Here is a 26,604-nt window from a genome sequence, read left to right as displayed (position 1 = left end):
GCTTTCCAATATCATTTTATGAATGACAATATTTATAAGAATTTACCCATAAAAACACTCATAAGTGAGTGTTTTTTATTTTTTTGTAAAAGAATAATTTAATCATAGCGGAGTTTTTGGTATTATTTCTTGTTTCATAAATGAATATATATTGCAGACAAGCGGATCCGAAATTTATTATAGGAGTCCTACTTCCGTAACCTAAAGTTCTATTAAGTTGGTAAAACCCGGATTTTCTGATAAACAAGTTATATTAGTAAAAATATGTACGCTGATGCCATAAAAACACTATCAATTAGCTTTCATATTTTATGACTGCATTTATACTGCGTTTTTTGTTCAGTGTGTTGAAATTCAATTAATTGCGTGTTTGCAGTGTATATGCAGTGAGTGTATTTTTAATTCTACGCATTAGATTTGCTCCCGATTTTGTAGCAGTTAGTATGTTTGGTTTTGTTGCCGGATATCTGATGATCACAAAATAAAGTAAACACTAATTAAGGATTAAAAAAATTCAAATGAAAAAAATTATTACCCTTTTAGGACTTGCTTCTTGCGGAGTCTTTTTTGCTCAGACTGGTAATGTAGGGATTAATACTTCTGTCCCTCAAAAAACTTTACATATTAATGGATCTGTACAGTTGACTAATGAATTCAATGTAGGAGGAACGGCATCAACAGCAGGAAGTGCAGGGTCAGCAGGACAATTTTTACAATCAAATGGTCCGGGTGTAGCCCCTTCATGGACAAGCTATACAGGTTCAGGTACATTGATTTTGGTAAATGGAACTCCTACTGTAGCTCAGGAAATAACAGTCCAGATGACAGCCAACTATACAACTACAAGTACTTCTACGCCACAAGCAATAGGAAATCTTAATAATGAAATCATAGATAATCAGAATCGGTATGTTGGTACTGCTGCTACCAATTCTTTCACAGTAGGTGCTAACGGGACTTATCAGGTTACAATAAATGCACAACTGAGTACGACCCAATTTGATAATCCTGTAGTAGGTATTTGGGATAATACAACCAATGCTTGGGTAGCTAGAGTAAATGACCAATTTATGGCCGATACGGGAGATTTACAAACATATACTCTTATTACTTCTATAGCCATGTTGGCTTCTCATACCTATTCATTTAGGGTTACTAATACCAGTTTTGTTACTGTAAGAGCATTTAGCTCCGGTACTACAGGATCAGGACCAGTAACCCAAGTAACATTGAGACGTTTAAATTAATCGTGGTTATTTAAAAAACATACAAAATATGGTAAATACTATAGATGATACTAAAAAAGTAGACTAAAAGATAAATGTGAACTTGACGAAAGTGCTCTTACCAAAATACTGGTGAACGCAGTAAAAGAGCAGCAGCAGCAAATTGCACAATTAAGAAAAGAAATTGACGCATTGAAGAAGGAGAAATGAGATTCTAAACACACAAGTAATGAAAGATAGGTATAGCTCTTCATAGAGCTGTACCGATTCTAAATTCCGGATCAACTTTAAAATTATACGGCCATGAAAAATTTATTTGTTATTTCAGCTTTAGTGACATTTTCGTGTTTTTTATATGCTCAAACAGGAAATGTTGGTATAAATACAGTTTTACCGGGGAGTACCCTTACAGTAAGTGGTTCCATTGCAGGACGATATAGAAATGTATCGACATCCACGGCGCTGGGGGCAGGTGATTTTTATACTGCTTACACAGGATCGGCAATAGGAACATTTACTTTACCTGCGGCAATAGCGGCAGCTCCTGCTTCCGGAAATATATTGGGAAGGGTTTATTACATTAAGAATGTAGGTGCAGCTAATCTTACTATAGCAGCCAGCGGATCTGAACTTATAGATAATCAGTCCGGTGCGGGAGTTTCCAATGTATCTCTTACACCGGGAGGATATATCATGTTAATCAGCAAAGGGACTGCCAGTGGAACCACTTGGGAAGTAGCACTTCTGATTAATAAAGCGACTCCTACCATAGCGGCTTTGGGAGCTTCGGATACACATACTTATACAGGAGCAGCTTTTACAAATTTTAATAACGGTATTCCTCAGATAGTACCTTTTTCAGTTGGAGATATCATTGTTAATCAAGGAGGCTCTGCTGTGTGGAATGATGCAGGAGATTACTGGGAAATAAAGGAATCCGGGATTTATAAAATAGAAGGTTACGCTTATTTTGGAAGTGGTGGTACTGTTTCCGGTACAAATGCTTTCACGGGTATTAACCTTAATATTACTAAGAATGGTACTGCAATTACGGACATTATTGGAGGAAATAGGGCAAATCTGGACAATGAGACGGCATCGCTGGGAAATTCCCCAATCAATGTCAATTGTATAGTTCACCTTAATACTGGTGATAAGATATATCTTACCATGAACTGGGCAGCATATAATAAACCAACAACAAACGTAGAAATTAATTCGCCTGCCTCTTTATCTGAAAGCAGGAATTTTTCCTTGTTACAGCTATCGGCAACCCCCTGATAAAAATTAAATTCTAAATTCCGCCAGGAATTTAAGGATGATATTTCAAAACATAATTATAGTTTAAAAATGAAAAAAAATACAATTGTTCTCTTTACTGTTTTGTTACCTTTCTTTGCATTTACCCAAGTGGGCATTAACCAGAGTAGTCCTTCTGCAGCTTTAGATATAGTTTCTAAAGGAAATACTTCTTCAACCAAAGCTTTGGAAATCAACAATTCTTTGGGAACGGAGATTTTTACCATTTTAGATAATGGAAATGTAGGTATTAACGTACCCAATCCTACGGCTAAATTCCATACGAACGGGAGCGTCAGGTATGAAAATCTCCCGGTAGTTTCTGGAAATATAACCCCTATGGCCATAAAAGATGACGGAACAGTAGGAACATATGTGCCCGAACCTACCAAATATTTATATATGGAGCTCGCTTCAACTACTGCAACTTCCTCATTTCCTCTGTCTGACACTAATAATTATACTAATATTCCACTGACTTTAGCTGAATCGGTAACCAATACTATCGGCGCAACATTCGGAACAGATGCTTCTGCAACATTGGATGCTTCAACGCTTTCTTATACCAATGTCAGGCATATATCGTTTCCCAATCCGGGTGTATATAAAATAAACCTGAATTATTATACTTCATGTTCCGGGTCACCTGCGGATACCACTGGTACCATACTTGGAGTTGGAACCGTTCTTTTTAAAGCAGCAGCAGGAAGTACCAATTATATAAGGCAAGCCGTCGTACGATATAACGGATTACCCCGAAGAAATGATTCGGGAACCTTAGCAACCAACCCATATAATTTTGCATTGCCGCACACCGTATTCCTAATTTTTGAAACGACAACGGCCAATGAAAAAGTAGCATTATTTGTTAATTTCGGCTTTGGAGATACTTTTCCTTCGAATGTATGCTCATTCGCAACTCCTCCGGGCCTTAGTAATAAAGTAACAATGAATATTTCTAAATTATAGTCTGAACTATTATGAAAAAGGTAATATTTATATTTTTTATTATGGTTTGTACCAGCATATCAGGCCAGGTGGGTATTAATACGGCTGTTCCCTCTGCTGCATTTGATATCGTTTCTAAAGGAAATACTTCTGCGACCAAAGCTCTCGAAATTAACAACTCGGATAATCAGAAGTTATTGGAAATGCTGGATAACGGAAATATGGGAATTAATTTAGGAGCATCTGGTCCAACTGACAGGTTTCATGTAAAAACGGATGTGAAACATCAGAATCTGCCGGTATTATCTCCTCCTTACAGTCCGTTAGGGGCTGATGCTTCAGGGGCTGCAAAAGTAAAGCTTACGGATATAAAATATTTTTATTATAAGAGGACCACAGGTTTTGGCAATTTTTCCCTATCCAATACCAATACTTATACCAGTATACCATTTATCAACGGAACGGATGTTAGAGGAAATACCGTTGGTTTTGGGTTTGGTTCTGAGCCTTCGGGTACGGTTAACGGGCGGGCTGTTAGTAATCTGAACTATCTGATTATTCCTGAGCCGGGGGTGTATCTTTTTGAGATGTATCAGACAGCCCGGTGTGACAGTGTTCCCACCTCTCAGTCAAATACGGGGCAGATCGAACTCAATACTGTTTTTGCAGCAGCAAATGCAGGAAGCTCAGTATACACAACCAATACGATCTTCAGGGATTATCTTGTTGCTAGGAGAAATGCTTCCGGATCAGTGAGCAGTTCCAGATATGCCTATGCTAATCCGCAAAAACTGGTGGTAGCATATCAAAGTACTTCTATGAATGAAAAGGTTGCTTTACTCATCAATTATGTAGGAGGAGATAGCTACGCTGCACAGGATTGTTATATGAATAAGCCCAATAGTAGTGACAATTACGGATATTTAATCGTTACCAAGCTTTAAAGATAAAAATTCAATGTTCCCTGTCATTTTAATTTTCTTCCGGCCATGATAATATTAAGTTTAAATAATAGATCACTTAAAATTATGGAAAATGTCTTATGATGGCATAAAATAAATTCTAAAAACATAAATACACAATGAAAAAAAGATTAATTCTTCTTGGGACTATTTTTGTCTCATTCTTCTCCTTTGCTCAAGTGGGAATCAATACCTCTTCCCCCAATACAGATGCTGCTTTGGATGTGGTATCCAATACCAAAGGTATTCTCAATACCCGTATTGCTTTAAGCTCTACCTCCAGTCCTTCTCCCTTAAGTGCACATGTAGCGGGGATGATGGTCTATAATACGGCATCTGTTTCAGATGTTACCCCCGGATTGTACTATAATGACGGTTCCAAATGGGTAAGAGCCGGCGGATCCTCAGCTTCAAATCCGCCCCTTAATGTTATCTACCAGAATGGCAGTTATACCGCATTGCCTACAGATGATATCATTCTGTACACCAATAACACGGTAGGAACCCGTCTCACCCTTCCCACCACAGGAGTAGCGGTAGGCAAAAAGATCTATGTTTCCCTTATTGGTTCAGAAGATGTTCTGCTCACCCCTGTTCCAAGAGAAACAGCTAACCAATACCTGATCAGCGGGCAGTCCAACATATTGATGTACACCGGTGATGCCACCTCCCCATGGTCCATTATATCAGGCTATTAACTAATAACAAAAGAACACAATACATTAAATTTAAGAAAAGATGAAAAAAGAGATCAGACAGATCATGATGATCGGTGCAATCGTATGGGGTAGTGCAGCCCACTCCCAGATAAGGATTGCCAACAGCACCACCAATCTTGCAGTCACAGGCAGCTCAGCCTTTATAGATGCTTCCTCCAATGCTACCTACAATAGCTCTTCCAATACAGGCAAAGGCTTATTATACCCAAGAGTAGACCTTACCACTTTCACTTCTTTCGGAGGAGCCCCGATAGGCCTTCCTACCTCTTTCCCGAGCTATTATGACGGATTTGTCGTATACAATACCAATACAGGCGGAGTAGCAGGAGTAGGGACAACAGAAGGAACCTTAACCTCCGGTTTCTGGTATTATGATAACAAATCGAGAGACATCAACGGAGGTACGTGGAAGCCGTTTATTCCATCATCCGGTACCATCTCCATTACCAATGTACTGACCAGTACAGGTAATACGGCTACCTCCACGGTGAACGGAATATCCTCCTCCGCACCCATAGTCAACAGCAATGCACTTTCCTTATCAGGGAATAACCTAACCAGCACTGTGAACGGAGTAGCATCTACTGTAAATTTGGCTTCTCTTATTACCTCGGGTACCACTAACACACTGATAAGCGGAGGAGTGGGCAACAATACCCTTACTTCCACTGTGAACGGAGTGGCAGCAAGCACTACAGCGGTGAAGACAGTAGGTAATACAGTTTCCGGAAATACCTTATCAACCACAGTCAACGGAGTATCCGGCACTACCGTTCCCATTATTAATAGTAATACCCTTTCCTTATCAGGTAGCAGTTTGACCAGTAGCGTGAATGGGGTGGCAAGCGGAGCCATTAATCTGTCTCCTGCTATCACAGCGGCTACAACGAATGTACTGAGCAGTTCAGGGAATACCATGACCTCTACGGTCAACGGGATATCCCGTACAGCCCCCATCATTAATAGTGTAAGCAATACCGTTTCAGGAAACACTCTCATCACTAGAGTAAATGGAGTGCCTTCAAGCTCCGTTACCCTTCCGCAGAGTGTTAATATTTACAATTCTGATGGAACACTGACCGAAGACAGGATTGTTTCTACCGATAATAGAATGTTATGGTTCCAAACAAATGCAAATAATCATATTGCCTTTGATGTTAATGCAACTCTCTCAGGATATACCCGACTGATTACCAGAGGAAGTTCCAGTTCTTTGGTGAGAGCTTTGGTTAATTCAAATCGTACGTTGGATATGGAGCTTCTGGCTGGAGGAGCTTCCAGATTATTGTCTACCGGCAGTTCAGAATTGTTTATTGGAACCAATACCTCTTCCGGGCCATTGATATTTGGGGTTGGAACAAATAGGGCCACACTAGATACCAATGGAAACTTTGGTATTGGAACCGTTTCTCCAGAAGCTAAACTGGATGTTCGTGGTGGCGGTATAGTTTCGGGGCGTTTAGGAGTGGGAGTTACTGATCCTTTAAGTAAGCTGGATGTTGACGGTAATGCAAGATTCCGTAGTGTGCCCAGTGGTAATTTGGGAGATACCGACCGGTATTTAGGGATCACAAGTTCCGGAACATTGAAGAAATTTGATATGGATTTACCTTCCTTTGCATTGTATGCTACAAGCACGCAATCTGTATTGAGAAATGCAGACGATGTAAGCAGGCCTTTGGCGATTCAAAATACAAGAAAAATCAATACTGATTATATAGAAAGAGTAGATTCTAACACATTCAGGGTAAAGAAAGGAGGAATATATACCATTGAGGTATGGGGGAAATTTAGTAATATTCCATCTATTAATAATGCTGATGATGGTGCGAATGCACGTTTAGGAGTTACTTTAAAGCTGTCGGTAGGGGGAGATGCTGTTCAGCTGATAGGCTCAAGATGGAAAGAGGGTGAAGGTACAACTAATGTTACCAGAACAGTAATTCTTAATGCTAATGAACAGATAAGCATTGAAAGTGTCCTTTCAAGAAGTAACGGCCAATATAGAGAAACACCAGGTTCCAGCATATTCATAACTTATCTGCCTCTATAATATTCTAAGGTATAAATTTAAAAACTCTTATATGCAATTCAAGAACATTCACATAGGCTCTATAATTAAGCAGAGAGTTACGGAATATGAAATAGGAATGTCCCGTATCTGTAATTTTTTAAAATGTAAAGAGGAAGACGTGAAAATAATGTACCATACAGAAAGCCTGGATTCCGCTCTGCTTTTGCGGTGGAGTAAACTACTTGGATATGATTTTTTCAGGGTTTATTCCCAGCATCTGATCTTATATTCACCCCAGGTAAACATTAAAAGTACAGATGCTTCTCAAAATCATCAGATACATATTCCTCAGTTCAGGAAAAATATCTATACCAAAGAATTGATTGATTTTATTTTAGAATTACTGGAAAATGGAGAAAAAACCAAACAGGAAATCATCGATGAATACAAAATTCCTAAAACTACCTTGTATAAATGGGCCAGCAAATACAAAAAATAATTTCCTGCTTATAGATGGTGCGTGCTTTTATAGCCTCAGTTCTACTGCATCTGTACTTCATATTAAGCAGATTACCCTTTAAAATAGGGATTTCAGAGAATGAAGAGTAATTGAAGTAATGTAATATTCAGATTTGCATTTTACATTTGTCAATAGAATAATACAACCTATGCCTATAAAATACCATAATTTTTATAGTAAAAAAATGAACCGGTATAGTCCGGGAATATTCGGGCTATATTTTCTAATTTTTATTTAAAGATTAAATTTTTAAAATAACTTATACAATGAGCATACAGATACAAAAAGCAGCATCTCCCGATTACAAACGTATTTATCATGATATCATTATAAAAAAATATCCGGATAAGAAAGATAAATGCCAACTGCTACTTGAAAAGCAGGATCTGTCGGCATTAGATATCATTAAACTTAATTCTCTGATATTCGGAAAAACCAACAGGGAATTTAATCAAAGGTATAAATCGTACAGTCGTTCCGCCATTCGGGAAATACTAAAATATCAGGCAGAAAACAATCTCAATAATACTCAGTTGGCCCACCATTTTAAGCTGAGCAGGAATACGGTGACAAAATGGAAAAGACTGCTATTAGGATAACGGCCCTTTGAAACAGCCTGTTATTTTCCTGTTTGATATTATTTTTACTCATAATAAGCAATTGGCAAAAAAATTGAATCCATAATATTATAATCAAATTAAAATAATAATTATGGAAACGAATGCTTACAACCAGAAACTGAACCGTTACGTTTTAAATGATCAGATTATTTATACAGGTTTTGCGAGTTTTAAGGATGCTGAAGAATGTGCCCAAAAGAAGGGAGGAGTATTGGTGGAAGTTGCCTTTAAAGATGGTAATGATAATCCCCAGATAACCCAGGAAGCCGGTCTTATTGAAAAAGAGCTTCATTATTATGTAGATGCGGGTGAAGAATATAAATTTATTCACTCATCTGATCCGGGCTTCAGAAAATATGCAGATGAACTACAAAAGATAAAATCAAGAGAGCGGCAGGATAGCCCGGACGAAAGGTATTTTGCCAATTTTGAGATCGAAAATGCAGAAGACCCGATTGTAGTGATTAAAAATGACCACTTTGAGTCGGTAACTTCAAGAGAGCGTTCAAAATATTTGAAGCATGCCAAAGTTTACGAACTAGGGGTATCCCTGCCCAAATCTTAAAAAATCTTATCATGAGCAAAACAAAATATTCACAAAAAGCTCAGGACAAAATAGGAAAAGTAATGCACGAGTTCAAAGAAGGGAAGTTAAAATCCTCTTCTGGAAAGAAAGTGAAAAGTAGAAAACAGGCAATAGCCATTGGCATTTCCGAAGCCAGGGAAGCCGGTTTGAAAGTGCCTGAAAAGAAAAATAACTAGTTTTTGTATGCCTGAATTAATTAAGCGATTAATTGACAGGACATGAAAAAAATATACCTGTGCTAAATTTCCAAAATATGTGAAGTGGTACTAGGTAATGATAATAAAACATTTTTGAGAGATATTAATTTTAGTAAGTAAAAGTGAAAAAACAATTAAAAAATCCATACAAGTAATTTTGTATGGATTTTAAGTTAATAAACTCTAAAGAGTTATCTCCTTAAGATCAAGGACGAAAAAGATTGTAATTCTGTTTCCAATCCTTGTCAACATCATCAAAAATTCATTTAAATCTATTATCTAACTTTAATTAAAATATAATTTTCAATTATGATATCTGTAGTCATGGCTTCCAAAACGACCAAACAGAACCATTGAATACAGCGAGCTGATGCGCACTGTTATCATATACCATCATTCCTGCACTAGGGCTTATAATATTCAGGTGCGGGCTCGCGACTTTAGGCAATATCATGGCTTTATCGGTATCTGTGAGGACAAGAATTCCCGGGGTAGTATCAGAACCTCCGTTTTTACCTATGGTAACTCTTGCAGTACTGTTTTCCATAAGATTATTCTGGAGGTTCGTATCTGCTTCTCCTGTATTGTTTACACTCAGGTCAAACCATGAGCCTGCTTTTTTATATTTAATTTTTTTGTCACTGGTGTCAAAGATGATAGTTCCATTGACGGCCCCCGTTAGTGCAGAAGCAGATGTTACCCACGGAAGCAGCAGGCCTCTGTTATCATTTCCAAATTCTAAAGATACAGAAATGCTGGTTATGTTATCATTTCCAATCACTACTTGGGAATGAGTGTGAATTATTGCGAAAGCGAATAATATGAAAAATATTCTTTTCATTTTTTATGTGTTTTTTTAAATTGGTTAGAACTAATTATTCGGGGCATGTTTGTGTATTAAAACACTTCCAGCCGAATGTGCTGCCTCCGTCTGTTGTGGTATAAATTTTCAGACAGGCTGCTTCTTCATCATATACCATCATCCCTTCTACAGGGTTTGCGATAGCTGTTACCTGTGCTGTAGAAGGAATTCTGTTAATCACAAAACCTTTGGTTTTAGCCTCTAGCGCAGTCCATGCTCCCTTGCGTACCATCGGCCAGTTATCATTAGTGGCACCTGCTCTTCCTAATGCGGTAATGCCGTGCTTTGTGTCTAAAACAGTACCTGTAGTAGCAGCTGGTCTGTAACAATAACCGGGGCTGGAATCCTCTGATAAAGATATGCTCAAATTAACACTATCTCCAAGGTTACCGGTATAGTCCCAAAGCATTGGAAATGGAGATCTACCATCCCCTCTTATGTATACTTTTAATGTAAGGCTCGTAATTCCGGAACCGCTTACCTTAACAGAACCCGAACCACATCTGTCTGTTCCTGTATTATATATGCTTGAAGCATTATTTAATATTTGATTGGTATTTACCGATAATGCATTGGAACCGGACAATTTCGTGAATGTGACCGGAACATTTGAATTGTCCAAATCAAATTCTGCAGAAAATCCTAATTCCGTTCCCACTGTGGCATAGCTATATCCGCCCATACCTGCTATATGCAGGATAGGATCTTTAACAGGCCTGTTAAATGTAATAACAAGGTTTGCCATATGGTAACGGCCATTGGTAGGGAGGTTTGCGTATCTTAGAGGTCGTGTAGCAGCAGTTAAAGCTATTCCTCTGTTCTCAACTATATCAATACCTGTACCTGGCGTGGAATTGGCTGATGTAAACCATGAAGCCTGGGGTAAGCCAAAATCGTCAAGGTTATCATAAATATTGCTGCTAGCCCCTTGTGACCACCCTATATTAACAGGCCGGCCGGTTGGTATTCCTGAATGTGTAAACTGTTGGTTGGTAATTTGGAAAGTGGCAGTGATTTCTGGTGTATAGGCTTCAAATGTATTCCCTGAAGGGTTATTTATATTTTTTAAAAACTGTATCGTAGTTTCGGCTATAGGTCCGTTACCTGTGGGATTTCCATCTCCGTTTATTTTAGCAAACTCCAATACATTCTGTGCAGAAAGCTGGATGCTGAATAGCTGCATTATTAAGCAGACTATAAGCATATTTTTTATTTTGGAAAAAATATTAGTATTTATCATTATTTTATTCATCATTAGTGTTAGTAAATTGATTGTTTGATACGTAAATTGTATACCTAAACAGGAGGGGGAGACCTTATTTTAAAATTTTTATAAAAAATACGATTGTAGATAGTATTTCTCTCACTAAATAACTTTATAGTGTGATAGTGGATGGATAAAGAAAATAAAGAAGTAAAAAAAGAATAGCCCGGCTTCCTATGCAGTAGAAAACTTTTTGAAAATAAATAAAGTATATTATATATTTGCTTCATTATAATAAGCTTAATGACAGAACAAATTTTGATTTTCTCCCGTTAATAATCAGAGTATTATTCAAATTAAAGTGCAGCACAAAATTTTCACTAACTGTATTCTTATCAGAAAACTGTGCAAAGCAAAAAAAACATTTCTTTTGCAACAAAAAAAGAGCCCCTCAACGAGCCCTCTTTAATGTGTAATGCATTGGTATTCAAAGTTATATGTATTGTTGATTTTGCAGCCATACCAGAAAATCTTCTTCAGGTGCAAGATTTAGTTTTTTTCTTAGATTGTATCTGTTATTCTCAATTGTTTTAATTGCTTTAAATGTGTATGTGGCAATTTCTTTAGTTGTAAAGCCAAGATAAACATAAGCACAAAAAGTAAGTTCAGAGGTTTTAAGTTCGGGGCAATGGGCCAGCAACTTAGTTTGAAACTCCGGATATACTTCCTGGAACCTTGTCCAGAAATGAGGGTGGTTTTCTTTAGCTAACTGAATAATTTCATCAAAAGATTCATTTACTTTTTGCTTTAAAGTCTGGGTTTCCTCCTCTTTTATCTGTAAAAGCTTTTCAGAATCGTATTCAATTTTTCTCCTTTTTCTTTTTTCCTTAAAATAGTACCATGCTAAAAGTATAATGATTGGTATAAACAAGAGCAGGAAAATATACATGTGGCGGGTAGAAGTTCTTTTTTCTTTTTGTTCCTCTTCTACAATTAATTTTAAAGCATAAGACGTATTCTTTTTATTTTCCGACAATTGAAGTTCAGTTTTCTCAGCATATATTTTTAAATATTCTTTCTCTTTCTCTATTTGTCCTAAGTTATGATAACTATCTGCAATATCCTTATAAATGTAAGTAGAATATTCTTCATCCTGAGGATATGTTTTGAGCATTTCCAGAGATGTCAGGTAATATGTCAGAGACTTTTTATATTCTTTCTTAAAATAATAAAAACTTCCCAAAGCTTCATAATGTTGGAACAAAGGATATTGAGGATCATATTTTTTTATCAGTTTTATACTTTGGTCAATGTATGACCATGCAGAATCAAATTTTTTTTCTTCCACAAAACCTTGGGATATTTGGAGATATGAAAGAGAAAGCTCTTCATAAAGATCCTTTTCCGGGCATTTTTTTAGAATAGAGATCGACTTGTTGCAATATTTATAGAGTGAATCGTAGGATTTATTTTCCATACCGTATGATGTGCCAATGAGCTCATAGGCCATTGATAATTGCCGGACAAATGAAGCATCCGTAGTATTGTCTGGAACTAATTTAATAATTTCTCCGTATTCTTTTCTGGCAAACTCATAAAGCCCTAAGCCAGTATATATGTAGCCTTTTCGATTATGCAGGTTTATTTTAAAAATAGTTTTTGATTGCGTAAATTTTTCCTTTTGGGCCTTATCGGCATAGGAAAGGCTCTCTTTGTATAAACCAAGGTTTGAATAGATAGATGAAAGCTCCACATATGCCTCTGCGAGCATTTCAGAACTTGAACTCTTTTGGGCGATCTCAAGAGCTTTTGTAGCATAATTCAGTGATTGGATATATTTATAATCCTGATAGCTGTCCTGTGTTTTTGTAATATAATATTTAAACTGGTCTTTTTCCTTTTTTTGACTATAAATATAAATAGTATAAAAAAAGAATATCAAAAAGTAATATTTGCTTAATTTTATACTCATATGATTATGATTTACCAGATTGCCGGGCATTAAAGACTTTGGACAAACCCTCCGGATCACTGGGCATATTTCTACCTTAGATTTTGTAAAAATATAACATCTTTTATTGTATATTCATATAAATATTGAAAACTTTATAGGTAATAGAAAAATTTTTCCCAAAGAATATTCTTTGGGAAAAATTTTTCTAAACTTTCATAAGAGTATATGATCATTTGATGTAAAATCGGCTCAACATCAAACAATTTTTAAAAGATTTCTACTATCTTTTATAATTATAAAGCACGTTATAATATCCATCCGCCATCCTGTCACTGTTGAATTGGTCTTTAACATCATTCATGGCAGTGTACTGTATTTTTCTCCATTTTTTTGGATTGTCGTAGTATGCAGGAAGTATTTCGTTCTCGAGGATCTCATATAATTTGTTAAGATCATAATTGTCCTGCTCGTAAATGCTCATGTTCATATAATCAGCTTTAGGGACTACAAAAGAATTTTCGCCGTGTTTTGCAAACTCAGGGATCCATCCGTCATCGGTCGAAAGATTTACAGAACCGTTCATCGCAGCCGTCATACCGGAAGTACCTGATGCTTCCCGTGGAACCCTTGGATTGTTTAACCACAGGTCTGAACCCTGTTTCAGAGATTTACTCAGAGAAAGTTCATAGCCCGTTAAAACAGCCATGTTTTTATGATTTTTACTTTCTTCAACTAAAGTGTTGAAAGTGGAGATCGCAGAATAATCCATCGGATAAGGCTTTCCTGCCCAGATAATCTGTACCGGATATTTTGGATGGTTCAATAGCCTGTGGAACCTTTCTTTATCATGTAAAAGGAGATCGGCACGCTTATAGCCGGCAAACCTTCTTGCCCAGACGATCGTGAAAACATTCGGATCGAATAAATTTCCGGTCTGGTCGGCAACTATTTTGAAAAGTCTCTTTTTTAAATGCTTTTTTCGGTAATCGAAGACCGTTTCATCATTTTCGTCCTTAGCATTGTAAAGAGGTTTATCTGACCAGTATTTGAATTCCTGTGCATTGGTAATAGAAGTGATCTCACAGATTCCCTGATATTTGCTCCACATGGTTCTGGAAACCACTCCGTGAAGCTGGGAAACCCCATTGGCAATTCTTGCCATTTTCAGGGCGCAAAGAGAATGATTGAAACGGTCATCATCTGCCCCTTCAATACGTTTTACCTCTTCCATGCTGAAGCCGGAAAAATAAGACATGTCATAGCATAGCCTTAAATTATGCTTCTCATTTCCTGCCTCTTCAGGAGTATGGGTAGTGAAAACCAACTTTTCCTTTACCTTGTTAATATCCCCGTTATACTTTTTCAGTAAATGGAATGCTGCAGGAAGGCCGTGAGCTTCGTTCAGGTGATAGATATCCCTTTCGATATTCATTTCATCCAGCAGTTTTGCCCCTCCTTTTCCTAACAGGATATATTGTGCCAGCTTGGTAGATTCATTGGCATCATAAAGCTTATGGCAAATTGTTTTTGAAATATGATCGTTTTCCGGAACATCCGTAGAAAGGAAAAACATAGGAGCCGTATTGAAAATTTCAGGATCCAGATACCACACCTTTACCCAAACCGGGGCGCTGTGAATCTCGATCTGAAACTTTATTCCCGTGTCTTCAAGAAAGCTGTACATTTTTCTCGTCCATACAGGCTGTAAGGTCTGATCATGATTCCTTGCCTGATCATAATACCCGAATTTCCACAAAATACCTATTCCTATAAGGTCCTGTTTCAGGTTATAAGCACTTCTCATATGAGATCCTGCTAAAAACCCTAACCCCCCCGAATATATTTTTAATACCTGCTCAAGCGCAAATTCCATAGAAAAATAAGCTACTTTTTTAGAGTATTGTGGATCTACGCTATAAGGTATTTTAAAATTTTTAAAATCCATAAATCACAGTTTTATTATTTGAAGGGGCAAAGGTATTAATTATGAAAATAAACTTTACATTAATTATTTAATAAATTATTTTTAAAAATATGCACCGAATGTTTTTTTTGATTACCTTTAAATGTAAATTTTTGATTATCAAAAACTTCACAGGCAATTTGTGCGAGTTATTTGTTACTTAACATAATAAAAAAGTTATGAAAAAGGTATTTTCAGATGAAGATTTGGTCAAGAATCTAAGCTTATATTACCTGAACAGGCATTTGAAAAAAAAGCCCATAGAGAGGTATCATCGTACCATAGATGAATCTCCGCTTCATGACCGGGAGAAGTACAAGAAAAAATCTGAAATTCTGCTGCTCAATTCTTTTATGCATCATTTCCCTGAAGTTAAATTTGAAAACCTTACCTGTGAAAGCCCCGACTTTATTGCCCAGTTCAACAATAAAAAAATAGGAATAGAACTTACTGAAGTGATCAACCATTTAGAAATGAAGAAAGTTGAAAGCTGCTTAAATAAAATTTTCCGTCAGGCAGAAATAGTTTTAGAACAAGAAGACACTACGAAATATCGTGGTGTTTATTTTTTAGAATTCCACTCCAATATTAGATTTGATCATCCGGAAAGCCAGCAGGAAATTATTCTTTCGATCTGTAAAAGTATCAAAAAAAATAAACCGTCCGGATGTATAAAAAGCATCAGAAAATCCTTTCACAGAAGGAATGTCTTTATTACCCATGAATATAGTATGAATTTGTTCGATGAGCTTTGCTCCGAGAAGATCCTGGAACTGATAGAGAAAAAGAATGAAAAATTCCCTTATTATGACACTTCTGTAGATGAATGCTGGCTGGTGATTGTTTCCGATATGAATTCCCTGGCCTCACGATATACCTTTATACAGGATAAGGAACATTTGAACGAAGTGAAAAGCCCTTTTCACAAGATCTTTCATCTGGAAAACCTTTGCGGGAATATTACAAGCATAAAATGATCCGTAAAACCCTGCCATCTACTTGTCATTCTGAACGAAGCGAAAGCGTAGTGAAGAATCTCAATTATTTTAAACGCAAAGGCCGCAAAAATCTTAATAGAAATGATTTCTACAACGATTAAGTTTAATATTAATAAAAAGGTTATATGGATTCCTGACTGTACTTATGCTTCGTTCAGAATGACAATTGTAAAGAATCAAAATAGAATTTTTCAATTCAAATAAACCCAATTTTATCTTTACATTTGAAATAAAACTATATGAAAATGAAAGACCTGTTTATCAAACGTTTCGAATATTACAAATCTCTGGGAGACAAAACCTTTGAGCAGCTTTCCGATGAGCAGATCTTCTGGCAGTATAATGAAGAAAGTAATTCAATTGCCGTTATTGTAAAACATATTGCCGGAAATATGCTGTCAAGATGGACAAACTTCTTAACGGAGGATGGGGAGAAATCCTGGCGCAACAGGGATGAGGAATTTATCAATACATTCACCACAAGGCATGAGATACTGGATTATTGGGAGAAAGGCTGGAAATGTCTTTTTGATGCTTTGCAGCAGATCCATGATGAAAATATGTATTCTATAATTTATATCAGGGATGAAGCTCATTCCGTTATGGACGCGGTGCTTCGCCAGCTGGCTCATTATCCGTATCATATAGGGCAGATTATTTACATTGCTAAAATGATGAAAAATAATGACTGGAAAACACTTTCTATAGCCAGAAACAGATCAGGGAAATTCAACTCCGCAATGGAAAACAAATTTTCTGGAAAAACAGGCTCAAATTCTTCGCCGGTATGTTTTCAGAACAGTCCTGAAGTGAGGGATGAATACAGGCAATAGAATCAATCGATTTAGTATTGTTATTAAAATCACTATCTTTGCACCCAGAAAAATTCAGGATAATACATGGCTCATTTTCACAGGACTGCCGCATTTCATACCCTTGGCTGCAAATTAAATTTTGCGGAAACATCTACTATTGCCCGTCAATTGACAGATGCCGGTTATGATAAGGTAAACTTTGATGATAAAGCGGATATTTATGTGATCAATACCTGCTCTGTAACTGAAAATGCAGACCGTGAATGCAAACTTCACGTAAAAAGAGCCGTGAAGGCCAATCCTGAAGGTCTGGTGGTTATTGTAGGATGCTATGCACAGCTGAAACCTGAAGAGATCTCACAGATCGAAGGTGTAGACCTTGTTCTTGGCGCTAAAGAAAAATTCAATATCCTGAGCTATCTTGATGATCTGGAAAAATCTGGAAGTGAAGGGATTGTTCATTCCTGCGAAATTGAAGAGACCGATTTCTTTATCGGAAGCTACTCAATAGGGGACAGGACCAGGGCTTTCCTGAAAGTTCAGGATGGTTGCGACTATAAATGTACGTATTGTACGATTCCATTGGCAAGAGGGATTTCACGTTCGGATACCATTGAAAATGTATTAAAAAATGCTACGGAGATAGCAGGAAAAGATATTAAGGAAATTGTTCTTACCGGAGTCAATATCGGAGATTACGGAAAAGGAGAGTTCGGAAATAAAAGGCATGAGCATACCTTTTTAGACCTGATCTCTGAATTGGATAAAGTAAACGGTATTGAAAGGATACGTATTTCTTCCATTGAGCCCAACCTCCTGAAAGACGAAAGTATTGAATTGGTTTCCAAAAGCAGAAGCTTTGTTCCGCATTTTCATATTCCTTTACAGTCCGGAAGTGACGACCTGCTGAAAAAAATGAAGCGCCGTTACCTGACAAAATTGTATAATGACAGGGTAAAAAAGATCCACGAAGTGATGCCTGATGCAGCTATTGGTGTTGACGTTATTGTAGGCTTCCCGGGAGAAACGGAAGAGAGATTCCTGGAAACATACAATTTCCTTAATGAGCTGCCAATTACTTATTTACACGTTTTCACCTATTCCGAGAGAGAAAATACGGAAGCAGCTGAAATGGATGGAATAGTTCCTGTATCCGAAAGAAAAAAACGTAACAAAATGCTGAGGATTCTTTCTGAGAAAAAGAAAATGGCATTCTACCAGACCCAGTTAGGAAAGACACTTCCCGTACTTTGGGAACACGAAAATAAAGACGGAAAAATGTTTGGCTTTACGGAAAACTATGTAAGGGTTCAGAAAGATTTTGATGAAAATTCTGTCAATACCATAGAATTCTTAAAACTTGATAAAATAGAAGCTGACGGTACGATTTCCGTATTGAATTCTTTTGAGAGTTTTCTGGAAAGAGCATAGTTGAATTGAAAATTCCGATTCGAATTTAATTTAAAGTGCAGCTTTTCTATTCGTTGTCGTGATTCGTTTCTTTTGTCGGTTTAGTGAATTTTATTCTTTCACCGGTCCAAACTTTCAGGTTGCCTGATGCGTCCATAAACGAAAATTCAACTTCGTAATTATTATTGTCATCAAATTTAAATGCTCCTGAACACATCCCATGTCCAACTCTTATCTCCTTTCCATCAGGTTCAATGTAATAAGTAGTTTCTTTTCCTGTTTTTAAATTCTTTACTGTTGTCTTAACAATTATGTCTGATTTGTCTTTTGCCGGGTTACTAAAAACAACATGAGTAGACGGGCCACAACCATAATGAACAAGTGTTTTTTTTAATTCTTTTGGTTTTTCCGGAATTTGTGGTTTTTCAGTATCATTTTCAGCAGTTACCTTATAGGTTACAGGCTCATATTTGTGGGTTGCTGCATTGTATTTATTGAAGTCTTCGTATTCAGGTAAATTGTCAATATACATTGTATATTCAAGTCCTGCTTCCAGTTTTGTTTCCGGTTTCAATACGGCTTGAGTCAAATAAAATTCTCCAACACAGATTTCAGTAACCAACAGTTTTATTTTTTTAGAACCACTTTTTAAATAAATGTTATGTTTCTTGTTAAGCCCTAAAATCACGTTTTGACTTTCTGCATAACCATCAAGGATGAAAACAGAGTTCTGCTTGATGGTTTCTCTACTTGGAAATATCCAAAGTCCTGTTCCTGCACAATCAGCGTAAACAGTTGCTGTGCAAAAAAATGTAATTATTAATGTTAATAATGGTTTCATAAAGTGATGCATAACGGTTTGATTGACAGTGTGTAAAGTAGCTTAATTATTTTTTTCGTTTATCAACTTCAATGGCAATAAATTCCGGCAAATAACTGGGAGTACATCCTTTTGAGACCATTTCATCTTTGTAAAGGCCCGTTTTCTCGCCCAATGAAATACAGCGTGTCCGATATTGTTCATCATAAACACCAATCCAGCCGGTAGTAAAATTCATGGCCCATTGAACCTCCGGCTCTTCCTTCATAATATGGGCTTCTATTGCAGAAAGCAGATTTGCGGTATTGTCGGGAGGTGCCTGCCCAACCCATCTTAATCTACCCTGGTAATACCAGAAAACCCGTCTTTGAAGAGGGAAAGGGCTATTTTCCCATGATCCGATGAGTGCAATGGTCTTTTTATCTTTCGTGAGCTGATTAGCCATTAACCAATCCATCAATTGATTCCGTTCATCAAAAGAGTGAGCCTGCATATCCTTGCCAAGCTTATCAATCACGTCTTGTAAAAGCACCTTGTTGTCCATAATTAATATGGCTAATTGCCTGGGTAGGAATTCTCCTGTCGACCATAGTTCCATAGCCAGATCATGATCTTTTTTAATATCCTTTGCCATTGTCCGCAAGTCGCCTAGTTTGGTTTTATTATCGATCCGGCTGAGGATATTTTCTGCTTTTGAGGAGAGTTTCATATCAGTTTTGGGGCTTATTTTAGTACAATGGAACTAATTTAATGAAAAATAAAATACAGGATTGAAAGCAATGGTGGTAAAACCGGAGAGAATTGTTAATTTAAATTTCAATTCTTTATTTTGTGTTGTATTAGGGAATAGTTTCTTATTAGCAACAATCCCAATTAAACCACGCCTGGCCAAAATCTTTTTCTTTTAAACTTTTTAGGCTGATGAATAAATTTCCAACACCTGAATCACCAAACATAATTTCATCATCAGTATCTATTTGTAACAGTAAAATTTCTTCATCTTTATCTTTTTCGTAGTCCCTTGGATCCCCTTGTGTGAAATAGGCATATCCGCCAATCTTATGTCCTGTTCCGTCAAGAAGATGATCCATTTCTTCTTTTTGTTCGTCCGTCAGGTCTTCTTGAAAATCATAATAATATTTACCATTAAAGTTCATATCAAACCTCAGATCTTCATATCCTCCATAATCAATGGCTTTTGTAAAAGCCAATGTATGCTCACAATATACCGGGCTTTCTTCATACAGTTTCTCCGTTAAGAAAGAGAAATCTGTCTGGTATTCATTTTCTATGGTTGAGTGAAAAAGAATTTTATAGTCGGTCATATCATACCACTCCGTAGGGGATATGAAAAATTGTAAAATCCCTTCAGTCGGATAATTTTCGAGTTGAGGCATTTCCGCAAAGTTGATTTGTGCTAAAAGTATCATAGGATTTCCCAGCTCATCTTTTGGGTATTCTGATGTGATCGGCAAATAAGGCTTTCCTAAAAACTTACTTTGGGTAAATGTTAAGTTTTCGTCTTTACTGATTGGTGTTGCCTTTATCTTGATGCATTCAAGCCTGAACTTTTCAAGTTCATTTTTAAATTCGGCTAAAAAAGATGGTATCATTACTTTGGTAATTGGTTTCTGGTAAATATAGAAGTTTTTTCACAGAAAATTGAAGCTAAAAGGCGGATTATTACGAATATTCAATCGAAGATTCGTACTTCACCTACCTATAGCGACTTTTTGTGAGCCAGGTTTACTTTTCTTATTTTGATTTTAAGTATTCCAATGATTCAGGACCTTTCAGTATGGAGAAAACAGCACCCGCCACTCCAACAAATACTAATAAAAGCAAGTATCCTAAAATAGTCAATCCCAAAACTCCTATTACCCTAAAAATAATGGATTTCAATGACCGAGCCTTATAAAATTCTCTGAAAAACCAAACCAGTATTAGGGGGATCAGTAAAGCTGAAAGCTGTGTTATGGTAAAAAAGGCATTAGGCGAATGCCTGAAAATAAACATAATAGGATACACTAAAATAATACTGACCAATGTGTAAAATGACAAAATGTAAGCATTCATCACCACATGTTCATAATAATTATGCCCCCATTTTCTAAAAGCAATTTTGGTTGTCAGAGCAAAAAAAGGTACAAGTAAAAGCATTAATATAGAATTGTAGCTTGACATGAGCGACATCATATCGTTCATAAAATTTGAGTTGAGGTGCTGCTGCGAAAAGTATGCACTCATCACTTCTTTTAAGTTCAGAATCTTGTAGGAAATAAAAGTAGCAATTCCACTCAAAACAAATACAAGCAGAATAGGTTTGTAATGGTTTACCCTGTTTCCGTCAATATATTCTTTTGCTGTTTTTCCCGGATTTTTGAGAATGTTTTTTACAGAATACAAAAAACCTTTGTTGGTATGAAGAATTGTATATTGAATTTCATCCCAAATATATTTTTTGTCGATTCGTTTATATTTTTTCTGTCCGCAGTGACTACAAAAACTTGCTGTAATTGTTTCATTGCAATTCTGACAATTTTCCGCCATTCTTTACTTTAAATTACGAGATTTTAATTCCTTTTCTAATGTTTTGTCTTTTTTGATGTGGCTGAATGCAAGATAAGCAAAAAACAAAGGGAAAAATGTAAAAAATCCAATACCGTTTTTTACTGTGCTATATACTGCAACCCCTATCAAAAATCCAATAAGAAATCCATTGATTATATTTTTCGATTTCGCCTTTTTTTGTTCCTGCAATAATTCCTCGTCGCTTAATTCTGTCCAGTCTTTTTGTTCCATTTGTTTAATTGCGATTAATGTTTTTTATGTGATTGTGTAGAAGTTTCTATTATTTTGCTTTTGGGTTGGCCTCGGAGTAAAAATTTCAAGTTTGTATACAGTGTTAATGGTTAGGATTAATCTTCTACAAGTAAAATTTTTATCTTAGGATAGGCAACATTCTTAAAATCTTTATCTATTAATTTTTCTAATGAATCTTTAAAAAGTTTTGCTTCTTTATATATTTCAATGGACTCATCATTCTTTTCTTCTGTTTTGTAAAACCTTGTAAGTGCTGTAAAAATATTTGGAAATTCAATAATGGTTATTGAATTTTCTTCTTTATTATAATTGAAATCTAAAACAAAATTATACTCGGAGATTTTTAGGTTAATTGGATTTTTAATTTTCCTTTCATCTGTTGTTTTTATTGATAAAGGAATTCTTATTTCAATAGTAATTTTGTCAAGTGCAAAAGTGTGTTCTACACTGTCAATATTAATTATTATATTTTGTTCTGAAATTATTGATGCTATTACCTTATTCAGAAAATTGTGATAATATGTCCATGCCAGAATTTTCGCAAATCGTCTGTTTATTCTCTTTAAACCTCGAATTTGAAAATAAAATGCAAAAATAGTTATAGGAAAACATATTGCACCCATTATAAACCCAATAAGTTCAATCATATATTTAATTTGTTGTAAAATGGTGATTAGTAAAGTAACCAAATATACAAAAGTTTTAGAAAAATATAGTACTTAATATAAAATGCCAGTTGGATTTTTAACGGCTTGAACCACCCTAAAATCCTCTGCAATTTCTATCTTTGATAAAAATTATGACAGATGAGAGATAAATTTTTATTTTGGGGAGCTATTATTTTGGTGGTTGCCTGGGCAATTGCTTTTTTGATCAGGGCGGATTGGTGGATTCCTGTTTTGCTTACGATCATTTATGCAATTGGAATTTATAATGTGACACAATCAAGGCATGCTATTTTAAGGAACTTCCCGGTGGTGGGGTATTTCAGGTACTTTTTTGAAAGCATTTCCCCGGAAATGCAGCAGTATTTCATCGAAAGGGAAACAGACGGGAAGCCGTTCCCAAGAAACCAGCGTTCCGCTGTATACAGACGCTCCAAAAACCTGAGTGATACAGTAGCTTTCGGAACCCAACTGGAAGTTAATCATAGAAAATATGAAGGGATCAAGCATTCCATTTATGCCAAATCACCTATGGAAGAACTTCCGAGAGTATGGGTAGGAGGAGAGCAGTGCACTCAGCCTTATCATGCTTCTTTATTCAATATTTCGGCTATGAGTTTCGGATCGTTGAGTGACAGGGCTCAGATCTCATTGAACCGGGGAGCCAAAAAAGGAAATTTTTATCATAATACCGGAGAAGGAGGGATCTCGCCTTACCATATGGAAGGTGGTGACCTTTGCTGGCAGATTGGAACAGGATATTTCGGGTGCAGAGATAACGAAGGGAAATTTAATGCCGAATTGTTTGCAAAATATGCTACCCTTCCCAATGTGAAAATGGTAGAGATTAAATTATCGCAGGGAGCAAAACCGGGGCACGGAGGTGTTTTACCGGGTGTGAAAAATACCCCTGAGATTGCAAAGATCCGCCATGTAACCCCCGGAATGACTATTATCTCACCGCCATCACATTCCTCTTTTTCAGATGCGGTGGGATTATTAAGATTTGTGCAGCAACTTAGAGAACTTTCCGGAGGTAAACCTGTAGGATTTAAACTTTGTATTGGCGATACTAAAGAATTTGAAGATATCTGTGTCCAGATGAATGTATTGAAGATCTACCCGGATTTTATCACCGTTGATGGGGCAGAAGGAGGAACCGGAGCAGCACCGCCGGAATTTTCAGACGGGGTGGGAATGCCCTTGGAGCCGGCCCTCATCTTTGTGAACAGAACTCTTAAAAACTATAATTTAAGAGATAAACTAAGAGTGATAGCCAGCGGGAAGGTTCTTACAAGCCTCGATATCTTACGGGCGATAGCCATGGGAGCAGATATGTGCAACAATGCAAGAGGGTTTATGTTTTCGTTAGGCTGCATTCAGGCTTTAAGATGTAATTCGAATAACTGCCCTACGGGAGTGGCGACTCAGGATAAAATGCTCATTAAAGGCCTTGATGTAACAGATAAAAGCGAAAGGGTATATCATTTTCATAAAAATACCCTTCATACCTGTAATGAATTGATTGCAGCAGCAGGAAGAAGCTCTTATGATGAAGTGGATGCCACCATGTTTATGAGAGGAGACGAATTCGACCATCTTTCGGATCTGTATTTCCCGGATATTTTAGGGAATGTGAAACAACAGGCAAAATACTAGCTACCATAAAAAAGCCGCTTCATTTGAAGCGGCTTTTTGTTATCTGTTTTTGATTTAATACTGGTCTGCAGGTCTTGTTTCTGTTTTATACACCTGGAAGTTAAATACAAAAGTTCTGTTTCTGAAAGAATAACCCGTATAATTATAATGGGCATCTCTTGCGAAAGCCGCTCTGGATGGTACAATGATCACCCCTTGTAAATTATAGGCAGCTCCATTGTCAAGGTTAAAAGCTTTGAATTTCTGTAAAGCTTCCTGAAAACCTTCTATCTCATAATAGCTTCTTTGCTTTGCGGCATCCGTTGAAGCATTGGTTAATACTTTTTCCTTCACATAATAGTACATAGGGTCTACAGCCGGAGAACCTGTACCATCAATAGTATTGAAAAAATCCACACTTGAAGCAAACGCTACATTTCCGTTAGTATTGGCCGCTACGTAGGTTTTGGATTTCATCATTACCCTGATCACATCTTTAGCAGCTATGGGAGTTCCCGGAGTAGTAGGGTCAATATCCACAGGCTGTGCACCCGGTCTTACAATATATATAACACCTGATGATAAGGTTATCGGATTAAGCTGGGACAATTTTTTTTCATTATCATCAGAGGTATCCGAACTGCTGAAAGCTTTTATATTTCCCTGAGCATCCAGATAGTTATCATTCATGAATTTCTGAATGGACTGATTGTCGTAATCGTTTTGTACTGCCACATCTTCAGGCTCCTGGTATACTTCTTCCTCGTCATTATCTTTCTTACAGGCAGAAAAACACAGTGATCCTGCAAGGATATATAAAAATATTTTTTTCATTTCAAAAAACTTTAATTACTTTACAAATAATATAACGGCAAAAGTATAAAAAAATATGAGAATAGATAAATTTTTATGGAGTATTCGTTTTTATAAGACGAGAAGCATTGCATCTGAAGAGATTAAAAAGAACAGAGTTTCTATAGCGGATTCTGTAGTAAAATCTTCTAAGGAAGTGAAGGAGGGCGATGTGATTAAGATCCGTAAAAATCAGATCGACTATAAAATTAAAGTGATACAGATCCCGAAAAGCAGGATAGGAGCCAAACTGGTTTCGCTTCATATCAGGGATGTAACGGATAAAGAACAGTATGAGCTACTGAAATTACGCAGGATGTCCCAGGACTATTACAGGAACAAAGGCGAAGGAAGACCAACCAAAAAAGACAGAAGGGATATGGATGATTATGTAGAGAACGATATCGAATCGGATTTTACGGATTGGGATGATTTTTTTGGTGAAAATGATGAGGCGAATGAAAAGGAAGGTGACCTATAAATATAATTTTTCAATGATCTCGTTCACGATATCCTCAGGGGTACGCAGATCCGTATTCACACTGAATTGTGCCTTGTTGTAAAATATATTTCTTTCGAATAAATGTTTGGCAACAAATTCAGGAAGGTTTTCATCCGGGATATTGGCAATTAGCGGTCTTTTCTCCTTTTGCTTTGAAAGCCTTTCCGATAACGTATTCACGGAAGCCTTTAGAAAAACACTTTTGGAATTATGATTAATGATCTCCATATTATTATAATAGACAGGAGTTCCGCCGCCAAGGCTTAATATGATATTTTCCTGGGTTGCCAGGATTTCTTCCAAAGTTTCCCTTTCCAGCTTTCTAAAGTAGATTTCACCCTTTTTTTCGAAAATTTCCGGGATGGTTAGCTTGTTTCTTCTGGAAATCTCTTTATCAAGGTCAATCAATTTAAAATTCAATTTTTCGCTTAAAATTTTGGAAATGTGTGATTTGCCACTTCCCATATATCCGACCAGTGAAATTATCATGATAAAAATTTAAACAAATTTGCGAAAAAGTTTTGAGAAAATAAAAAAAGTCATATCTTTGCACCACTTAAAACGGAGGACATTATTTCAATGAAAACCGTTTGTACAAGTGGCCGACCTGGTAGCTCAGCTGGTAGAGCAATACACTTTTAATGTATGGGTCCTGGGTTCGAATCCCAGCCAGGTCACAAGCAAAAAATTCATAAGCAATTATGTTTTTTTTTGCCTGCGTGGTGAAATTGGTAGACACGCCATCTTGAGGGGGTGGTTTCCTAAGGATGTGCTGGTTCGAGTCCAGTCGCAGGCACTGCAGAAAAAATTATAATTAAATGGTGATAAATTAAAAAATAATTTTATATTTATCATTATTAATTGTGAGACCGACCTGGTAGCTCAGCTGGTAGAGCAATACACTTTTAATGTATGGGTCCTGGGTTCGAATCCCAGCCAGGTCACGAGTTTACTGAAAAGTAAATTTTTTTCATATTAATATTTTGTGATTTGGTGTTTCAAAGGCT

At 36.6% G+C, this 26,604-nt stretch carries 27 protein-coding genes and 3 tRNA genes; 18 read left to right on the top strand and 12 right to left on the bottom strand.

Annotation, left to right across the window (positions count from 1 at the left end; genetic code table 11):
- Positions 1 to 518 precede the first annotated feature (518 nt).
- The 10 genes from HNP38_RS15585 (at position 519) to HNP38_RS15540 (ending at position 9,070) form a co-directional block, all read left to right on the top strand.
- Positions 519 to 1,247, top strand: a complete 729-nt coding sequence (locus tag HNP38_RS15585; protein ID WP_184191199.1) for a hypothetical protein — start codon at positions 519 to 521, stop codon at positions 1,245 to 1,247.
- A 282-nt stretch (positions 1,248 to 1,529) separates the two neighbouring features.
- Positions 1,530 to 2,507, top strand: coding sequence for a hypothetical protein (locus HNP38_RS15580; RefSeq protein ID WP_184191197.1), 978 nt, complete (start codon positions 1,530 to 1,532; stop codon positions 2,505 to 2,507).
- A 69-nt stretch (positions 2,508 to 2,576) separates the two neighbouring features.
- A complete protein-coding gene (locus HNP38_RS15575; RefSeq protein ID WP_184191195.1) occupies positions 2,577 to 3,494 on the top strand; it encodes a hypothetical protein in 918 nt (305 codons plus the stop codon).
- Positions 3,495 to 3,505: 11 nt separating this feature from the next.
- Positions 3,506 to 4,417, top strand: a complete 912-nt coding sequence (locus tag HNP38_RS15570) for a hypothetical protein (RefSeq protein ID WP_184191193.1) — start codon at positions 3,506 to 3,508, stop codon at positions 4,415 to 4,417.
- Positions 4,418 to 4,554: 137 nt separating this feature from the next.
- Positions 4,555 to 5,133, top strand: coding sequence for a hypothetical protein (locus HNP38_RS15565; RefSeq protein WP_184191191.1), 579 nt, complete (start codon positions 4,555 to 4,557; stop codon positions 5,131 to 5,133).
- A gap of 40 nt (positions 5,134 to 5,173) precedes the next feature.
- Positions 5,174 to 7,207 carry a beta strand repeat-containing protein gene (locus tag HNP38_RS15560; protein ID WP_184191189.1) on the top strand — a complete coding sequence of 678 codons (2,034 nt, stop codon included), beginning with the start codon at positions 5,174 to 5,176 and terminating at the stop codon, positions 7,205 to 7,207.
- A gap of 31 nt (positions 7,208 to 7,238) precedes the next feature.
- Positions 7,239 to 7,667: a helix-turn-helix domain-containing protein gene (locus tag HNP38_RS15555; protein WP_184191187.1), complete on the top strand. Its 429-nt coding sequence runs from the start codon at positions 7,239 to 7,241 to the stop codon at positions 7,665 to 7,667.
- Between the two features lie 287 nt (positions 7,668 to 7,954).
- Positions 7,955 to 8,287 carry a helix-turn-helix domain-containing protein gene (locus HNP38_RS15550; protein WP_184191185.1) on the top strand — a complete coding sequence of 111 codons (333 nt, stop codon included), beginning with the start codon at positions 7,955 to 7,957 and terminating at the stop codon, positions 8,285 to 8,287.
- Positions 8,288 to 8,399: 112 nt separating this feature from the next.
- A complete protein-coding gene (locus tag HNP38_RS15545; RefSeq protein ID WP_184191183.1) occupies positions 8,400 to 8,873 on the top strand; it encodes a hypothetical protein in 474 nt (157 codons plus the stop codon).
- Between the two features lie 11 nt (positions 8,874 to 8,884).
- Positions 8,885 to 9,070 (top strand): DUF6496 domain-containing protein, encoded by a 186-nt coding sequence (locus HNP38_RS15540; protein ID WP_184191181.1) that lies wholly within the window; start codon positions 8,885 to 8,887, stop codon positions 9,068 to 9,070.
- A 343-nt stretch (positions 9,071 to 9,413) separates the two neighbouring features.
- Here the strand turns inward: HNP38_RS15540 and HNP38_RS15535 are convergent, their stop codons facing one another.
- The 4 genes from HNP38_RS15535 to glgP form a co-directional block, all read right to left on the bottom strand.
- On the bottom strand, positions 9,414 to 9,932 hold the full coding sequence (locus HNP38_RS15535; RefSeq protein WP_184191179.1) for a hypothetical protein: 519 nt from the start codon (positions 9,930 to 9,932) through the stop codon (positions 9,414 to 9,416).
- A 34-nt stretch (positions 9,933 to 9,966) separates the two neighbouring features.
- Positions 9,967 to 11,157 (bottom strand): hypothetical protein, encoded by a 1,191-nt coding sequence (locus tag HNP38_RS15530; RefSeq protein WP_184191178.1) that lies wholly within the window; start codon positions 11,155 to 11,157, stop codon positions 9,967 to 9,969.
- A 493-nt stretch (positions 11,158 to 11,650) separates the two neighbouring features.
- The gene (locus HNP38_RS15525; protein ID WP_184191176.1) at positions 11,651 to 13,129 is read right to left on the bottom strand and encodes a tetratricopeptide repeat protein; all 1,479 of its coding nucleotides are present in this window, start codon (positions 13,127 to 13,129) and stop codon (positions 11,651 to 11,653) included.
- A gap of 262 nt (positions 13,130 to 13,391) precedes the next feature.
- Entirely contained in the window at positions 13,392 to 15,056 is a 1,665-nt protein-coding gene (glgP, locus tag HNP38_RS15520) for an alpha-glucan family phosphorylase (RefSeq protein WP_184191174.1), read from the bottom strand.
- Between the two features lie 197 nt (positions 15,057 to 15,253).
- On the opposite strand from glgP, the gene HNP38_RS15515 reads away from it, so the two are divergent.
- The 3 genes from HNP38_RS15515 to mtaB all read left to right on the top strand — a co-directional run bounded on the left by HNP38_RS15515 (position 15,254) and on the right by mtaB (position 18,318).
- On the top strand, positions 15,254 to 16,051 hold the full coding sequence (locus tag HNP38_RS15515; RefSeq protein ID WP_184191171.1) for a hypothetical protein: 798 nt from the start codon (positions 15,254 to 15,256) through the stop codon (positions 16,049 to 16,051).
- A 266-nt stretch (positions 16,052 to 16,317) separates the two neighbouring features.
- Positions 16,318 to 16,905 carry a DUF1572 family protein gene (locus HNP38_RS15510; RefSeq protein ID WP_184191169.1) on the top strand — a complete coding sequence of 196 codons (588 nt, stop codon included), beginning with the start codon at positions 16,318 to 16,320 and terminating at the stop codon, positions 16,903 to 16,905.
- Positions 16,906 to 16,971: 66 nt separating this feature from the next.
- Positions 16,972 to 18,318 carry a tRNA (N(6)-L-threonylcarbamoyladenosine(37)-C(2))-methylthiotransferase MtaB gene (gene mtaB / locus HNP38_RS15505; RefSeq protein ID WP_184191167.1) on the top strand — a complete coding sequence of 449 codons (1,347 nt, stop codon included), beginning with the start codon at positions 16,972 to 16,974 and terminating at the stop codon, positions 18,316 to 18,318.
- A 46-nt stretch (positions 18,319 to 18,364) separates the two neighbouring features.
- On the opposite strand, the gene HNP38_RS15500 is transcribed toward mtaB, so the two are convergent.
- The 6 genes from HNP38_RS15500 to HNP38_RS15475 all read right to left on the bottom strand — a co-directional run bounded on the left by HNP38_RS15500 (position 18,365) and on the right by HNP38_RS15475 (position 22,587).
- Positions 18,365 to 19,138, bottom strand: coding sequence for a hypothetical protein (locus tag HNP38_RS15500; RefSeq protein ID WP_184191165.1), 774 nt, complete (start codon positions 19,136 to 19,138; stop codon positions 18,365 to 18,367).
- A gap of 46 nt (positions 19,139 to 19,184) precedes the next feature.
- A complete protein-coding gene (locus tag HNP38_RS15495; RefSeq protein WP_184191163.1) occupies positions 19,185 to 19,826 on the bottom strand; it encodes a DNA alkylation repair protein in 642 nt (213 codons plus the stop codon).
- 148 nt (positions 19,827 to 19,974) lie between these two features.
- Positions 19,975 to 20,730, bottom strand: a complete 756-nt coding sequence (locus HNP38_RS15490) for a YwqG family protein (RefSeq protein WP_184191160.1) — start codon at positions 20,728 to 20,730, stop codon at positions 19,975 to 19,977.
- Between the two features lie 142 nt (positions 20,731 to 20,872).
- Positions 20,873 to 21,523 carry a DUF3667 domain-containing protein gene (locus HNP38_RS15485; RefSeq protein WP_262888930.1) on the bottom strand — a complete coding sequence of 217 codons (651 nt, stop codon included), beginning with the start codon at positions 21,521 to 21,523 and terminating at the stop codon, positions 20,873 to 20,875.
- A 147-nt stretch (positions 21,524 to 21,670) separates the two neighbouring features.
- Positions 21,671 to 21,919, bottom strand: a complete 249-nt coding sequence (locus tag HNP38_RS15480; protein ID WP_184191156.1) for a hypothetical protein — start codon at positions 21,917 to 21,919, stop codon at positions 21,671 to 21,673.
- Between the two features lie 116 nt (positions 21,920 to 22,035).
- Complete coding sequence (locus HNP38_RS15475) at positions 22,036 to 22,587, bottom strand: STING domain-containing protein (protein WP_184191154.1); 552 nt, start codon at positions 22,585 to 22,587, stop codon at positions 22,036 to 22,038.
- Positions 22,588 to 22,746: 159 nt separating this feature from the next.
- On the opposite strand from HNP38_RS15475, the gene HNP38_RS15470 reads away from it, so the two are divergent.
- Positions 22,747 to 24,264: an FMN-binding glutamate synthase family protein gene (locus HNP38_RS15470; protein ID WP_184191152.1), complete on the top strand. Its 1,518-nt coding sequence runs from the start codon at positions 22,747 to 22,749 to the stop codon at positions 24,262 to 24,264.
- A gap of 54 nt (positions 24,265 to 24,318) precedes the next feature.
- On the opposite strand, the gene HNP38_RS15465 is transcribed toward HNP38_RS15470, so the two are convergent.
- On the bottom strand, positions 24,319 to 25,077 hold the full coding sequence (locus HNP38_RS15465) for a hypothetical protein (RefSeq protein WP_184191149.1): 759 nt from the start codon (positions 25,075 to 25,077) through the stop codon (positions 24,319 to 24,321).
- A gap of 55 nt (positions 25,078 to 25,132) precedes the next feature.
- Here HNP38_RS15465 and HNP38_RS15460 point away from each other — a divergent pair, with 55 nt between their 5' ends.
- Positions 25,133 to 25,576, top strand: coding sequence for an RNA-binding S4 domain-containing protein (locus HNP38_RS15460; protein ID WP_184191147.1), 444 nt, complete (start codon positions 25,133 to 25,135; stop codon positions 25,574 to 25,576).
- On the opposite strand, the gene HNP38_RS15455 is transcribed toward HNP38_RS15460, so the two are convergent.
- A complete protein-coding gene (locus HNP38_RS15455) occupies positions 25,571 to 26,086 on the bottom strand; it encodes a shikimate kinase (RefSeq protein WP_184191145.1) in 516 nt (171 codons plus the stop codon). The genes HNP38_RS15460 and HNP38_RS15455 overlap by 6 nt on opposite strands.
- A gap of 115 nt (positions 26,087 to 26,201) precedes the next feature.
- Between HNP38_RS15455 and HNP38_RS15450 the strand changes: the two genes are divergently transcribed.
- The 3 genes from HNP38_RS15450 (at position 26,202) to HNP38_RS15440 (ending at position 26,541) form a co-directional block, all read left to right on the top strand.
- Positions 26,202 to 26,274, top strand: a tRNA-Lys gene (locus HNP38_RS15450).
- A 36-nt stretch (positions 26,275 to 26,310) separates the two neighbouring features.
- Positions 26,311 to 26,393 (top strand) — tRNA-Leu (locus HNP38_RS15445).
- 75 nt (positions 26,394 to 26,468) lie between these two features.
- Positions 26,469 to 26,541, top strand: a tRNA-Lys gene (locus HNP38_RS15440).
- Positions 26,542 to 26,604 lie beyond the last annotated feature (63 nt).

This window comes from Chryseobacterium defluvii (genome assembly GCF_014204415.1).
Taxonomy (GTDB): domain Bacteria; phylum Bacteroidota; class Bacteroidia; order Flavobacteriales; family Weeksellaceae; genus Chryseobacterium; species Chryseobacterium defluvii_A.
This window is presented reverse-complemented; position numbering and strand designations above follow the sequence as displayed.